Below are 14,383 nucleotides of genomic sequence, written 5' to 3'. Positions count from 1 at the left end.
AAGCATGCACGGCCCGCTGATTCAGCGGGCCCTCCATCTGAAAGAAACACTATGCAGCTCTCCCGCACCCGTGCCTTGCGTGGCCCCAACCTCTGGACCCGCAGCACCGCCATCGAGACCATCGTGCGCTGTGAAGACAGCGAACAGCGCTACAGCACCATCCCTGGTTTTGAAGAAAAACTGCGTGCGCGCTTCCCCAATATCGCCCCGCTTCAGCCCCATGGCGCCGACCAGGCGCTGTCGCTCGCGCATGTGCTCGAAATCGCCGCGCTGTCGCTGCAGGCGCAGGCCGGCTGCCCGGTCACCTTCAGCCGCACCCATGTAACCACTGAGCCCGGCACCTACCAGGTTGTCGTCGAATACACCGAAGAAGCGGTGGGCAAGCTGGCGATGGAAAAGGCCGAAGCGCTGATCCAGGCCACCTTGAACGACAGCCCCTTCGATGCCGACGCCGCCATTGCGGCGCTGCGCGAGTTGGATGAAGACGAGCGCATCGGTCCCTCGACCGGCGCCATCGTCGATGCCGCTGTCGCTCGGGGCATCCCGTTTCGCCGTTTGACCAGCGGCTCGCTGGTGCAGCTGGGCTGGGGCTCCAAGGCGCGCCGCTTCCAGGCGGCCGAGATCGACTCGACCAGCGCCGTGGCCGAATCCATTGCGCAGGACAAGGACCTGACCAAGCGCCTGCTGCATGCCGCCGGCGTGCCCGTGCCCATGGGCCGCCCCGTGGCCGATGTGGAAGAGGCCTGGCGAGTGGCGCTGGAAGTGGGCCTGCCCGTCGTGGTCAAGCCCCAGGACGGCAATCAGGGCAAGGGCGTGGTGGTCAACATCACCACCCGCGAAGGCCTGGAAGCGGCCTACAAGACGGCCAGCGAATTTGGCGACGAGATCATGGTCGAGCGCTTTTTGCCCGGCCACGACTTCCGCCTGCTGGTGGTGGGCGGCCAGCTGGTCGCGGCGGCCCGCCGCGAGCCGCCCCAGGTGCTGGGCGACGGCCAGCACACCATCCGCGAGCTGGTGAACCTGGTCAACCAGGACCCGCGCCGGGGCACCGGCCACGGCACCGCGCTCACCAAGATCCGCCTCGATGACATCGCCATCGCCCGCATTGCCAGCGAAGGCATGACCCCCGACAGCGTGCCCGGCCAAGGCCAGCGCGTGGTGCTGCGCAACAATGCCAACCTGTCCACAGGCGGCAGCGCCACCGATGTGACCGATGACGTGCACCCCGAAATTGCCGCCCGCGCGATCGAAGCGGCCCAGACCATTGGCCTGCACATCTGCGGCGTGGACGTGGTTTGCGAGACCATGCTCAAGCCGCTCGAAGAGCAAAGTGGCGGTATTGTCGAAGTCAACGCCGCCCCTGGCCTGCGCATGCACCTGGCGCCTTCTTTCGGCAAGCCGCGCCATGTCGGCGTGCCGATGGTTGACGAGATGTTCAGCGCCGGCAACGACGGCCGCATCCCGCTGGTCGCCGTCACCGGCACCAATGGCAAGACCACGACCACCCGCGTCATCGCCCATCTGTTCACCTCGCACGGCTGGCGCACGGCGATGACCAACACCGATGGCGTCTACGTCAACGGCCGCCAGATCGACAGCGGCGACTGCTCGGGCCCGCGCAGCGCGCGCAACGCCCTGGCCCACCCCGAGACCGATGCGGCCGTGCTCGAATGCGCACGCGGAGGCATTCTGCGCGAAGGCCTGGGTTTTGACCGCTGCCAGGTGGCCGTGGTCACCAACGTCGGCGAAGGCGACCACCTGGGTCTGAACTTCATCACCACCAAGGAAGATGTGGGGGTCTTGAAGCGCGTGATCGTGCAGAACGTCGCCCCCACTGGCTACGCCGTGCTCAACGCCGCCGACCCGCTGGTCGCCGCGATGGCCCATGTCTGCCCCGGCAAGGTGATCTTCTTTGCCGCTGACCGTCACCACCCCGTGATGGCCACGCACCGCGCCCAAGGCAGCCGCGTGGTCTATGTCGATGGCGACAGCATCGTGGCCGCCGAAGGCTCCTGGCGCGAGTCGATCCCGCTGCGCGAGATCCCTATCACCCGCAATGGCGCGATCACCTTCCAGGTCGAGAACGTCATGGCCTCGATTGGCGCCGCCTGGGCCGCCGGCCTGCCCTGGCAGACCATCCGCCGAGGCCTCGCCGGTTTTGTCAACGACAGCGACAACGCCCCGGGCCGCTTCAATGTGATGGACTACCGCGGCGCGACGATCATTGCCGACTACGGCCACAACCCGGATGCCATCCGCGCGCTGATCCAGGCCGTGGAAGCCATGCCCGCCAACAAGCGCAGCGTGGTCATCAGCGGCGCGGGCGACCGCCGCGACGAAGACATCCGCGTGCAGACCGAGATGCTGGGCGAGGCCTTTGACGATGTGATCCTCTACCAGGATGCCGCCCAGCGCGGCCGCGCCGACGGCGAAGTCATCGCGCTGCTGCGCCAGGGCCTGCAAGGCGCCAGCCGCACCAGCTACGTGACCGATATCCACGGCGAGTTCATCGCCATCGACCACGCGCTCGCACGCCTGCAACCGGGCGACCTCTGCCTGGTGCTGGTCGACCAGGTCGAAGAAGCGCTCGAGCACCTGCAGCGCCACGTGGCCCAAGCCGCCGCCCAGGCCTGATCCGGCCCCCGCATGCACCGGCCAGCGCGCCGGTGCAGCCCTCTCTTCTTTTTCGGACGCCCTCCATGCTGATCACCTCTTCCTGGCGCCGCACCCTCGCCGCCGCAGGCTGCCTGGCCGCCACCGCCGCCTGGGCCCAACCGGACACCATCGGCTCGGTGGACACGGTGTTCAAGTTCATCGGCCCCGACCACAAGATCGTTGTCGAGGCCTATGACGACCCTTTGGTCAAGGGCGTGACCTGCTATGTCTCCCGCGCCCGCACGGGCGGCGTCAAGGGCGCGCTGGGCCTGGCAGAAGACCGCTCCGAAGCCTCGATTGCCTGTGTGCAGGCCGGGCCGATCAGTATCGACAAGCCTTTGAAGCAGCAAGAGGAGGTGTTCAGCGAGCGTACTTCGCTGCTGTTCAAGCGTTTGCGGGTGGTGCGCATGGTGGATGCGGCGCGCAATACTTTGGTGTACATGACGTATTCGGACAAGGTGATTGAGGGCTCGCCGCAGAACAGTGTGACGGCGGTGGCGGTGCCTGCTTCTACGGTTATTCCGGTCAAGTGACCGGTACCTGCTCTGCGCTTATTTAATTTTCATTTTTACTAGTGGCGCAGAGCTGCTAGCTCTTTGTTAACAGCGCCTAATCGTGGGCGCTGTTTGCTACTGGCGTAGGGCTGCTGGCCGGATTTCGCCCGGCGGGCGAGGTACTTTTCTTGGCGACCAAGAAAAGTACCCAAAAGAAGGTCGCCCCTGCTGCTTGCGACCCTTCGCTTTGCGAAGGGCAACCTGTGTTGTGGCGTTTGCGGGGTGTGCCGCGAAACTCACTACGCGCCGTAGGCGCTCCGTTCGAACAGACGCGGCAAGCTAGTTGACGAAGCGCTGGCACTCTTCGGTGCCAGCGCCACCCCGCAAACACCACGCCCCAGGCGCATGCAAAAGGGGAATGCGAACACCCCAACAGCCAAATACCAATGGGCCATCGCTACGCTCGGCCCCCAAACAGGCCGAGCGCAGCGATGGCCTGAAGGCTGTTGGCTGTCCATCACCCCTTTTGCCAGCGCCGAGGAGACCAGAGCATGGGGTGGTTTGGCTGCCGAAGAGCAGCCAAACTTCGTGAACTGACTTGCGGCCGCTGTTTGAACGGAGCGCCTTGGCGCGTAGTGAGTTCGGCCGCACACCCCATGCTCTGGTCCCCGCAGGTTGCCCCCAAAGATTCGCTACGCGAAGCTTTGGGGGTCGCTGGCAGCAGGGGCAGCCTTCTTTTGGGTACTTTTCTTGGCTGAGCAAGAAAAGTACCTCGCCCGCCGGGGCGAGACCCGGCCAGCTGCCCTACGCCAGTAGCAAACAAAACGAACTAAAAAGCGCTAGGAAAAAACCAAACAATCAAGCCTGCCGCTCCAAAGGCTCCACCAACCCCTGCCACAACAGACTGGCATCCGCCAACCCAGCCACCCGACCAATCACCATCATGCAAGGACTCCCCAACCCACTCCCCTGCAAACAACTCACCAAACAAGACAAGGACGTCAACACCGCCCGCTGACTCGGCAAACTGGCGTTCTGCACCAAGGCCACCGGCGTATCCCGCGCCAGGCCACCGGCCAGCAAGCCCGCTTCGATCAAAGGAGCTGCCGCCACCCCCATGTACACCACCAAGCTAAGAGACATCGCCTCTGCCGTCGCCCCCAGCTGCCGCCAATCCAGAGGCGCGCCACCGGGCTTGGCATGGCCGGTCACAAAGACCACGCCGTGGGCATAGTCGCGGTGGGTCAGCGGCACACCCAGGCTGGTGGCGGCAGCCAGGCCCGAGGTGATGCCGTTGATGACTTCCACCTGCACGCCCTGGGCCTGCAGGTGCGCGACCTCCTCACCGCCCCGGCCAAAGATAAAGGGGTCGCCCCCTTTGAGGCGCACCACCGTCTCGCCCTGGCGGGCGGCCATCACCATCAGCTTTTCGATAAAAGCCTGCGAGGTGCTGGCCCGGCCGCCGCGCTTGCCCACATAGATGGTGCGGGTGGCAGCCGGTGCCAGCGCCACGATGTCGGCGGAGACCAGGTCATCCACCAGCAGCAAGGTGGCCGCCTGGATCGCGCGCCAGGCGCGCAGCGTCAGCAGCTCGGGGTCGCCGGGGCCGGCTCCTACCAGGTAGCAGCGGCCGGCGACAAAGGGAGTGGTGGCAATGGCATGCATGGCAAGACCTTTCAAGAGCATCAAACAGAAGGCGCCAATGCGGCTGGGGCCACGCGCTGCACCAGCTGCTTGAGTTGGGGAATGCAGGAGCCGCAGCGTGTGCCGCAGCCCAGCGTGTTTTTGAGCTGCAGCAGGCGCTGCTCCGGCGCGCCATCCATCGTGGCCAGGGCCTCGCCAATGGCGGCCTCGTCCACATTCATGCAGGCGCAGACCTGGCGCGCACGGGTCGGCAAAGCAGTTGGCGCCTGGCTGCCCGAGGCCAACAGCAGGCGGCCAAAGCTGCGCGTGGGTTGCTCATCGCGCAGCACCGGCGCCAGCCACTGGCCGGCACTGGCATCGCCGCAGAGCAAAAAGGCCTGCAGCACCGGCTCGCCCGCCTGCTCGCCCATGGCGATGGCGCGGCTGCACTGGCGCTGCGCATCAGCATAGCGCAGGGTCTGCGGGCCATCGAGCTGCAGCAGCTGCTGCAAACGCGCCAGCAAGGCCGCCGGCGGCGCCTGGCGCGCAGCAGCGCGGAACTGCACGCCATTGCGCCCCTGACCGGCAGCGCCATCGAGCGGCACGGCCCGGCCAAACAGCACGCTGCTGGCAAAGTCAAACTCGCCCATCAAGGCCGCCAGCGCCTGGCGCGTGGCCAGCACCTGGCGGTCATCGAGCCAGGCCATGCCCAGGCACTGCCAGGGCAGCTCGGCTTTTTCCAGCTGCACCGCCACATGCTTCAACTCGGGCTGCTTGGAGCGCGGGCAGCGCTCGGGTGTGGTCAGTGCATTCACCCCTGCCAGGCGCTGGCCGTCCACCGTGCTGCCGCTCAGGTGCATGCTGCCCCAGTGCATCGGCAGATTCAGCTGCGCGGGCTGCAGGCCGGCATCGGCTTGCACCGGCACCACCAGGCTGCCGTAGCGGCTGTGCAGCTGCACCAGGTCGCCGTCTTGCAGCTGCAGCCGGCGCATGTCCTGCGGGTGGGCCTGCACGCTGGGCTCGCTGGCCTGAGCAAACAGGCGGCCGAGCTGACCGGTGCGGCTCATGCCATGCCACTGGTCACGCAGCCGGCTCGTGTTGAGGCTGAAGGGAAACTGCGCATCGCGCGGCACCGCCACCGGCTTCCAGGGCTGGGCATCAAAGCGCGCGCGGCCATCGCCGGTGGCAAACCGGCCATCGCTGTAGAGGCGCTGGCGCCCTTGGGCCGCGCCGCTGGGCAGCGGCCACTGCTGCGGGCCTTGCGCTTCCAGCAGCGCCCAGCTCAGGCCCGTGATGTCTAGGTCGCGCCCGCGCGTGCTGTCGCGGTGCTCCATCCAGATGGCTTCGCAGCCGCGCTCGGCCTGCTCGGTGTCATAGGCAAACAGGCTGGGGCGGCCAGGGCGCAGATGGCGCTCGAGCCGCTGGGCCAGCTGCACGCCAATCTGCCAGTCATGGCGCGCCTGGCCGGGCGCGGCCACCGCAGCGCGCACCCGCGATATGCGGCGATCGCTGTTGGTGACCGTGCCCAGTTTCTCGCCCCAGGTGGTGGCGGGCAGCAGCCAGTCGGCGTAGGCCGTCGTCTCGGTCTGGGCAAAGGCCTCCTGCACCACCACCAGCTCGGCCCGCTCCAGCGCACGGCGCACCATGGCCTGCTCGGGCAGGCTTTGCGCCGGGTTGGTGCAGGCAATCCACAAGGCCTTGATCTGGCCATCGGCTGCGGCCTCGAACATTTCCAGCGCCGATTTGCCTGGCAGCGCCGGCACCGCATCCACGCCCCAGTGCTGGGCCACCTCGGCCCGGTGCTGCGGGTTGGCCATGTCGCGGTGGGCGCTGAGCAGGTTGGACAGGCCGCCCACCTCGCGCCCGCCCATCGCATTGGGCTGGCCGGTCAAGGACAAGGGGCCGGCGCCGGGCTTGCCGATCTGGCCGGTGGCCAGGTGCAGGTTGATCAGCGCCGCATTGTTGGCCGTGCCGCTGCTGCTTTGGTTGAGCCCCTGGCAGTACAGGCTCAGCGTGGGCTGGCGCTCGCTATTGCTGCCCGGCGCATCGGCCCCGCCCCAGGCCAACCATTGGGCGGCCAGGTAGAGATCTGCCAGCGCCAGGCCGCAGACCTGGGCCACCCGTTCCGGCGTCGCTTCGCGCACGATCGCATGCAGCTGCGCAAAGCCGCTGGTGTGCGCATCGACAAAGGCCGCATCAGTCCAGCCCTCGGCCAGCATGATGTGCAACAGGCCGTGGCAGAGCATCACATCGGTGCCCGGCTGCAAGGCCAGGTGCAGATTGGCCAGCTCGGCGGTCTCGGTGCGGCGCGGGTCAACAACGATGATCTTGCGCTCGGGGTGGCGCGCCTTGGCCTCTTCCACGCGCCGGAACAGGATCGGGTGCGCCCAGGCCATATTGCTGCCGCTGATGAACAGGCAGCCGGCCAGGTCGATGTCTTCGTAGCAGGCCGGTGGCGCATCCGCGCCCAGGGTGGCCTTGTAGCCGGCCACCGCACTGCTCATGCACAGGCGCGAGTTGGTGTCCAGGTTGTTCGTGCCCAGCAAGCCTTTGACCAGCTTGTTGAACACATAGTAGTCCTCGGTCAGCAACTGGCCGCTCAGGTAAAAGCCCAGCGCATCGGGGCCATGGTCGGCGCGGATCTGCAGCAGCTGGGCAGCCAGGCTGTCCAGCGCCGTGTCCCAGCTGCGGGCCTCGGGTGCGGCGCGGCGCTGCAGGCGCTGCATCGGCTGCAGCAAGCGGCTTTGCCGCGCCAGCGCGGGCGCTGCCGTCAGGTGCAGGCTGCTGCCCTTGGTGCAGAGCTTGCCCAGGTTGGCAGGGTGCGCCGGGTCGCCGCGCACGGCGGTGATCTGCTGGCCGTCGGACGTGATGATCACGCCGCAGCCCACGCCGCAATAGGGACAGGTCGATCGGGTCTCTTGCATGGGCGGCTCCGTCCGGTGGGGCAGCCTTAAGCGGCCACGGAGGATGGCGACGGGCTGCAACTGGAGGCGGCAGAACCGCAGCGCCCCAGGCCCACCGGCCCTGCTACAGGCCGGGTCTGCGCTAGCGCATGCCCGGCCAGCTCATCGGCGCGCAGCTGTACCGCGCTGCCCTCCAGCCGTACCGCAAAGCGCGGGGTACAGCCCTCATCGGGGGCAGCGGCCTCGCCGGTGGCCAGTGCAATCGTCCAGTTGTGCAAGGGGCAGGCCACGCTGCTGCCAAACACCAGGCCTTGCGACAAGGGCCCGCCCTTGTGCGGGCAGCGGTCGAGCAGCGCAAACACCTCGCCGCTGGCGGTGCGGAATACCGCCACATCCAGGCCCTGGGCGCGGGCGACGCGGCGGGCGCCCAGCACCGGAATCTCATCGATGGCGCAGATGGTGATCCATTCATTCATGTCGGTCTCCTGGTGGCGCAGCATCATGCGCCGGCGGTGGTGAGGGGTGAGGAAAGGGCTGGCAGCGCAGGCGTAGCCTGCAGTGGGGGCAGCACCGGCAGCGGCTGGAACTGGCGCAAATCCACAGCCGCCTTGTCGGTCTCGAACCAGGGGTCGGGCTCGCCTTCCAGCGCCTGCTGCAGCTGGGCCCACAGCGCCTGGCGGCCAGCGGCATCGTCCAGGATGCGGCGCTTGACATGGTCGAGCCCCACGCGGCTCACGTAGTGCACCGTGCGCTCCAGGTACCAGCCCTCCAGCCGGTACAGCTGCATAAAGGCGCCGGTGTACTCCAGCACCTCCTCGGCGGTCTTGAGCTTGGTGAGAAAGTGCGCCACCTCGGTCTTGATGCCGCCGTTCCCCGCGATGTACATCTCCCAGCCCGAATCCACGCCGATGATGCCGACATCCTTGATGCCCGATTCGGCGCAGTTGCGCGGGCAGCCGCTGACGGCAAACTTCACCTTGTGCGGCGCATACATGCGCCACATCGCGCGTTCGAGGTCCTTGCCCATCTGCGTGCTGTCCTGCGTGCCCATGCGGCACCACTCGCTGCCCACACAGGTCTTGACGGTGCGCAGCGCCTTGGCATAGGCATGGCCGCAGGGCATGCCTATGTCGTTCCACACCCCTTGCAGGTCTTCCTTTTTCACGCCCAGCAGGTCAATGCGCTGGCCGCCGGTCACCTTCACGGTGGGGATCTGGTACTTGTCCACCACATCGGCAATGCGGCGCAGCTCGGCGGCCGTGGTCTCGCCCCCCCACATGCGCGGGATCACGCTGTAGGTGCCGTCCTTTTGGATATTGGCGTGGCTGCGCTCATTGATAAAGCGGCTTTGCGGATCATCGCGCGCCTCCTTGGGCCAGGTGCTGATCAGGTAGTAGTTGATGGCCGGGCGGCAGCTGGCGCAGCCATTGGGCGTCTTCCATTCCATAAAGCGAAAGACGCTGTCAGTCGTCAGCAGCCGGTGCTCGCGGATCGCATCGCGCACCGCCTGGTGGCCGTGCTCCGTGCAGCTGCACATCGGTTTGGTCTTGGGCGATGCCGAATAGTCGCCACCGACGGTGAACATGATGATCTGCTCTACGAGGCCGGTGCAGGAGCCGCAGCTGGCACTGGCCTTGGTGTGCTTGCGCACCTCGTCCAGGGTGAACAGGCCCTTGTCCTTGATGGCCTTGCAGATGGCACCCTTGCTCACGCCATTGCAGCCGCAGACCTCGTCGCCATCGGCCAGTGCGACGGCCTTGTTCTGGCCCTGGTGGCCGGCATCGCCCAGGTTGGATTCGCCAAACATCAGCTTGTCGCGGATATCGGCCACGCTGCGGCCTTCGCGCAGCAGCTTGAAGTACCAGCTGCCATCGACCGTGTCGCCATAGAGGCACGCGCCCACCAGCCGGTCTTCCTTGATCACCAGCTTTTTATAGACGCCTGAGTAGGGGTCGCTCAGCACGATCTGCTCGGTGCCCTCCCCGCCCTGAAAATCCCCGGCCGAGAACAGGTCAATGCCGGTGACCTTGAGCTTGGTGGAGGTGAGCGAGCCCTGGTAGCGGCCAATGCCCATCTCGGCCAGGTGGTTGGCCAGCACCTTGCCCTGCTCAAACAAAGGCGCCACCAGCCCGTAGGCAATGCCCCGGTGCGCCGCGCACTCGCCCACCGCATAGATGCGCGGGTCGGTGATGGTCTGCATGGTGTCGCTGACGACAATGCCCCGGTTCACATGCAGGTGCATGGCCTCGGCCAGCGCCGTGTTGGGGCGGATGCCGACGGCCATCACCACCAGATCGGCGTCGATCTCGCGGCCATCGGCAAAGCGCAGCGCGCGCACCCGGCCTTCGGCATTGCCCAGCAGCTCCTGCGTCTGCGCCTGCATGAAAAACTGCATGCCCCGCTCGATCAGCGATTTCTTCAGCAGCTGCCCAGCCTGATCATCGAGCTGGCGCTCCATCAGCCACTCACCGGCATGCACCACCGCCACCTGCATGCCGCGCTTCATCAGGCCGTTGGCCGCTTCCAGCCCGAGCAGGCCGCCGCCAATGACCACTGCATGGCGCCAGTGCTGGGCCGCATCGATCATCGCCTGGGTATCGGCAATATCGCGGTAGGCCAGCACGCCCTGCAGCTCCTTGCCGGCAATGGGCAGCATGAAGGGGTTGGAGCCGGTCGCCAGAATCAGCCGGTCGTAGTCGGCCGTCACCGCCTCACCATCGGCATTGCGGGCATGCACCACGCGGCGGGCGCGGTCCACCGCATGCACCGTGCAGCCGGCATGCAGGCGCACGCCATGCGTCTCGTACCAGCGCCAGTCGTTGAGCACGATGTCATCCAGGGTCTGCTCGCCCGCCAGCACTGGCGACAGCAGGATGCGGTTGTAGTTGGGGTGGGGCTCTGCGCCAAATACCGTTATCTCGTACAGATCCGGCGCCAGCGCCAGCAGCTCTTCGAGCGCACGCACACCCGCCATACCGTTGCCAACCATGACCAACTTGATTTTTTTCATAGCGTTTCCCGTGGGCAGCACAAAAAAAAGACGTCTAGGCGCCGCATGCCAGGCATGCGCGCATAGACGTCTTTGTCTTTGGACGGCAGCGCCACTGTGCACCGCCACCCGGTGGCCGCCATGGCCACGCCAAGGACTATGCAAGTTCCATACCAAGTTGACATGCGGGGAGCGCCCAGCAGCAGAACTCAGCGCTGCACATTTTTTGTGCGGCTCGGGCGCCGCCTCGCCTCATTTGCGTGCACAAAAAAGGCGCTCCATATGGAGCGCCTGTTGCTAGCTAAGTAGGCTTTATCAGGCCACCTTCTCCACATGGGCCTGGCGGGTGTAGAGAAAGTCGATCACCGCCTTGCGGCAGGCCTGGTACTGCGCATCCTCGGCCAAGGCGACCCGGTTGCGCGGGCGGGCCAAGGGCACCGGCAGCACCTCGCCAATCGTCGCAGCAGGACCATTGGTCATCATCACGATCTTGTCGGACAGCAGCACGGCTTCGTCCACATCATGGGTCACCATCACCACGGTGCTGCGCGTGCGCGCAACGATCTCCAGCAGCTCGTCCTGCAGCTTGGCGCGGGTCAAGGCATCGAGGGCGCCAAAGGGCTCGTCCATCAAGAGCACCTGCGGCTCCATCGACAGCGCCCGGGCAATGCCCACGCGCTGCTTCATGCCGCCCGATATCTCGCCGGGGCGCTTGTGCGCTGCATGGGTGAGGCCCACCAGTGCCAGCGCGGCATCGGTACGCGCAGCCAACTGGGCCTTGCGCTCACGCCCGCCAAACACCCGCTCCACCGCCAGGTGCACATTGGCCCAGCAGGTGAGCCAGGGCAGCAGCGAATGGTTCTGGAACACCACGGCCCGTTGCGGCCCCGGCCCCTTGATCTCGCGGTTGGCGCAGAGCAAGGTGCCTTCGCTGGGGCTGGTGAGGCCGGCAATCAGGTTCAGCAAGGTCGATTTGCCGCAGCCCGAGTGGCCGATCAGGCTGACAAACTCGCCCTGGGCAATCTCCAGGTTGATGCCCTGCAGCGCCTGGAACAGGCCCTTGGCGGTCTTGAAGCTTTGCGCCACCTGCTGGATCTCGATGTACTTGCCCTGGGGCGTCGCGGGAATGTTGGGCGTATTGGGCGTCATGCCTTGACCTCCTCAAAAGTGAATGCCGAGGCCAGGCGGATCAGCGCCCATTCCAGCAGCAGGCCGACCAGGCCGATGACAAAGATCGCAATGATGATGTTCTTGACATTGAGGTTGTTCCACTCGTCCCAGACCCAGAAGCCAATGCCCACGCCACCGGTCAGCATCTCGGCAGCGACGATCACCAGCCAGGCGGTGCCGACTGCCAGGCGCACGCCCGTCAGCATATAGGGCAGCACGGCGGGGAAGAGGATGGTGGTGGCAATCTTCCACTCGCTCAGGTTCAGCACCCGCGCCACATTCATATAGTCCTGCGGCACGCGCTGCACGCCCACCGCCGTGTTGATCACCATCGGCCAGATCGAGCAGATAAAGATGGTCCAGATTGCCGCCGGGTTCGCGCCCTTGAACACCAGCAGGCCAATGGGCAGCCAGGCCAGCGGCGACACCGGGCGCAGCAGGCTGATCACCGGGTTGAACATGCGCGAGAGAAAGTCAAAACGGCCAATGACAAAGCCCAGCGGAATGCCGACCAGTGCCGCCAGCCCAAAGCCGATGCTCACCCGCTGCAGCGAGGCCAGCACATTCCAGCCCACGCCCTGGTCATTGGGGCCGTTGCGGTAGAAGGGATCGCGGAATATCTCCTGCGCCTGGGCCCAGGTCTCCTGCGGGCCCGGAATGCCGGGGTTGCCCTGGGCGACGATGGACCACAGCACCAGCAGCAGGCCAAAGCCCAGCACCGGCGGCAGCAGGCTTTGCACCAGCGCGCCAAAGCGCTGCTGCCAGACGGCGGCACCATCGCGCGGGGCCGCTGGCGCAGGCACGGCCGGCGCTGCCGCAGCCGGCGGGCTCAGCGCGCCCGACGCGGGCAGGCTGCGAGCCATGTGCTCATGGATGGACAACACCTTGCGTTCAGCCAGGGCCGAGCCCGTGGCCGGTGTCGGCAAGGACGACACACTCTCTCGCAATGCAGCTGGCATGGGGTGCTCCTTATCAGGCCTTGAGGGCAAAGCTGTCGGCGTACTTGGCGGGGTCCGAGCCATCCCAGACCTTGCCGTCGATCAGCGGGCTGCTGCGCATGTCCGACTTGGGCACGGCGATCTTCAGCTGCGCAGCCGCTTCCTTGTACAGGGCGGTCTGGTTGATCTTCTTGGCCACAGCCAGGTAGTCGGGGTGGCTCTTGAGCAAACCCCAGCGCTTGTGCTGGGTCAGGAACCACATGCCATCGGACAGGTAGGGGTAGCTGGCGTCGCCCTCGGCAAAGAACTTCATGTGGTTGGGGTCGTCCCAGGTCTTGCCCAGGCCATTTTGGTAGCGGCCCAGAATGCGCTGGTTGATGGCATCGACGCTGGTGTTCACATAGGCCTTTCCGGCAATGGTCTCGGCCATCTTCTGCTTGTTCTGCAGGCTGGCATCGATCCAGCGGCCCGCCTCCAGAATTGCCATGGTCACGGCGCGCGCGGTGTTGGGGTGGCGGCTGACAAAGTCCTGTGTGCAACCCAGCACCTTTTCCGGGTGGTCGCGCCAGATGTCCTGGGTGGTGATGGCCGTGATGCCGATGCCATCCATGATCGCGCGGTGGCCCCAGGGCTCGCCCACGCAAAAGCCATCCATATTGCCCACGCGCATATTGGCCACCATCTGCGGCGGCGGCACGGTGATCACTTTCGCATCCTTGAGCGGGTGGATGCCCGCGCTCGCCAGCCAGTAGTACAGCCACATCGCATGGGTGCCGGTCGGAAAGGTCTGCGCAAAGGTGTATTCGCGCTTTTCCGCGCCCATCAGCTTGGCCAGTGACGCCGCATCGACGGCGCCCTTGTCGGCCAGCTTCTTGGACAGGGTGATCGCCTGGCCATTGCGGTTGAGCGTCATCAGCACCGCCATGTCCTTTTGCGGGCTGCCCACGCCCAGCTGCACGCCGTAGACCAGGCCATAGAGCACATGGGCAAAGTCCAGGTCGCCATTGACCAGCTTGTCGCGCACGCCGGCCCAGCTCGCTTCCTTGGTCGGCGTGATCTTGACGCCGTACTTCTGGTCCAGGCCCAGCACCGAGGCCATCACCACGCTGGCGCAGTCGGTCAGCGGGATAAAGCCGATATTGACCTCTTTTTTCTCCGGCGCATCCGAGCCGGCGGCCCAGACGCCCTGGTGGCCCAGCGCACTGTAGACAAAGGTGGCTGCCGCTGCCTGGGCGCCATGGCGCAAGAACTGACGGCGGCCGGCCAGCGGCGAAGAAGCGGGCGAAGCCTCTGCCGCCGGGGCGGTGTCAGGGGTGGGGCGTATCGTCATTCTTGTCAAACTCCATCGAAGGCGTTGCAGATTCCAAAAACAAAAAACGGCGTCCTTTCGCTGAGGGCTTGCACCATCAGGAAAGGGACGCCGTTGTCCCGAAATAACTCGCGATTACCGGAAACAGGCCGCCTTTGGCCTGGTTGGGGAGATCAATGCATATTCCATGCCAATTCAAAAATTGCAGTGCTTCCCTCTGAAGAGCCAACCTGGGCCGGCGCTGCACACCGGCCCGGATCCCTGCAATGGTGCATTGCAGCAGCCTGCGGGCCAGCGGCTGC

Annotated in this window: 9 protein-coding genes; 2 read left to right on the top strand and 7 right to left on the bottom strand. The window is 66.1% G+C overall.

Features of this window, described 5'->3' with window-relative positions; translation table 11 throughout:
• Positions 1–51: 51 nt before the first annotated feature.
• Both cphA and DCO45_RS03380 read left to right on the top strand, forming a co-directional pair.
• Positions 52–2,634 (top strand): cyanophycin synthetase, encoded by a 2,583-nt coding sequence (gene cphA, locus DCO45_RS03385; RefSeq protein WP_116924538.1) that lies wholly within the window; start codon positions 52–54, stop codon positions 2,632–2,634.
• 65 nt (positions 2,635–2,699) lie between these two features.
• Positions 2,700–3,188: a CreA family protein gene (locus DCO45_RS03380; RefSeq protein ID WP_021025503.1), complete on the top strand. Its 489-nt coding sequence runs from the start codon at positions 2,700–2,702 to the stop codon at positions 3,186–3,188.
• Between the two features lie 819 nt (positions 3,189–4,007).
• Here DCO45_RS03380 and cobA read toward each other — a convergent pair.
• The 7 genes from cobA to DCO45_RS03345 form a co-directional block, all read right to left on the bottom strand.
• Positions 4,008–4,814 (bottom strand): uroporphyrinogen-III C-methyltransferase, encoded by an 807-nt coding sequence (gene cobA, locus DCO45_RS03375; protein WP_116924537.1) that lies wholly within the window; start codon positions 4,812–4,814, stop codon positions 4,008–4,010.
• A 20-nt stretch (positions 4,815–4,834) separates the two neighbouring features.
• Complete coding sequence (locus tag DCO45_RS03370; protein ID WP_116924536.1) at positions 4,835–7,696, bottom strand: nitrate reductase; 2,862 nt, start codon at positions 7,694–7,696, stop codon at positions 4,835–4,837.
• 26 nt (positions 7,697–7,722) lie between these two features.
• A complete protein-coding gene (gene nirD, locus DCO45_RS03365; RefSeq protein WP_116924886.1) occupies positions 7,723–8,151 on the bottom strand; it encodes a nitrite reductase small subunit NirD in 429 nt (142 codons plus the stop codon).
• Positions 8,152–8,174: 23 nt separating this feature from the next.
• A complete protein-coding gene (nirB, locus tag DCO45_RS03360; protein WP_116924535.1) occupies positions 8,175–10,685 on the bottom strand; it encodes a nitrite reductase large subunit NirB in 2,511 nt (836 codons plus the stop codon).
• A 294-nt stretch (positions 10,686–10,979) separates the two neighbouring features.
• Positions 10,980–11,813 carry an ABC transporter ATP-binding protein gene (locus tag DCO45_RS03355; RefSeq protein ID WP_116924534.1) on the bottom strand — a complete coding sequence of 278 codons (834 nt, stop codon included), beginning with the start codon at positions 11,811–11,813 and terminating at the stop codon, positions 10,980–10,982.
• Complete coding sequence (ntrB, locus tag DCO45_RS03350) at positions 11,810–12,697, bottom strand: nitrate ABC transporter permease (RefSeq protein ID WP_116924885.1); 888 nt, start codon at positions 12,695–12,697, stop codon at positions 11,810–11,812. Before ntrB ends, DCO45_RS03355 begins: the two co-directional genes overlap by 4 nt.
• 109 nt (positions 12,698–12,806) lie before the next feature.
• The gene (locus tag DCO45_RS03345) at positions 12,807–14,102 is read right to left on the bottom strand and encodes a CmpA/NrtA family ABC transporter substrate-binding protein (protein ID WP_116924533.1); all 1,296 of its coding nucleotides are present in this window, start codon (positions 14,100–14,102) and stop codon (positions 12,807–12,809) included.
• Between the last annotated feature and the right edge of the window lie 281 nt (positions 14,103–14,383).

The organism is Comamonas sp. JNW, assembly GCF_003105075.1.
Taxonomy (GTDB): Bacteria; Pseudomonadota; Gammaproteobacteria; order Burkholderiales; family Burkholderiaceae_C; genus Comamonas; species Comamonas squillarum.
This window is presented reverse-complemented; position numbering and strand designations above follow the sequence as displayed.

Coding starts and splice junctions, on each gene's coding strand:
- cphA (WP_116924538.1), top strand. CDS start 52: ATGCAGCTCTCCCGCACCCGTGCCTTGCGTGGCCCCAACCTCTGGACC.
- DCO45_RS03380 (WP_021025503.1), top strand. CDS start 2,700: ATGCTGATCACCTCTTCCTGGCGCCGCACCCTCGCCGCCGCAGGCTGC.
- cobA (WP_116924537.1), bottom strand. CDS start 4,814: ATGCATGCCATTGCCACCACTCCCTTTGTCGCCGGCCGCTGCTACCTG.
- DCO45_RS03370 (WP_116924536.1), bottom strand. CDS start 7,696: ATGCAAGAGACCCGATCGACCTGTCCCTATTGCGGCGTGGGCTGCGGC.
- nirD (WP_116924886.1), bottom strand. CDS start 8,151: ATGAATGAATGGATCACCATCTGCGCCATCGATGAGATTCCGGTGCTG.
- nirB (WP_116924535.1), bottom strand. CDS start 10,685: ATGAAAAAAATCAAGTTGGTCATGGTTGGCAACGGTATGGCGGGTGTG.
- DCO45_RS03355 (WP_116924534.1), bottom strand. CDS start 11,813: ATGACGCCCAATACGCCCAACATTCCCGCGACGCCCCAGGGCAAGTAC.
- ntrB (WP_116924885.1), bottom strand. CDS start 12,697: ATGGCTCGCAGCCTGCCCGCGTCGGGCGCGCTGAGCCCGCCGGCTGCG.
- DCO45_RS03345 (WP_116924533.1), bottom strand. CDS start 14,102: ATGACGATACGCCCCACCCCTGACACCGCCCCGGCGGCAGAGGCTTCG.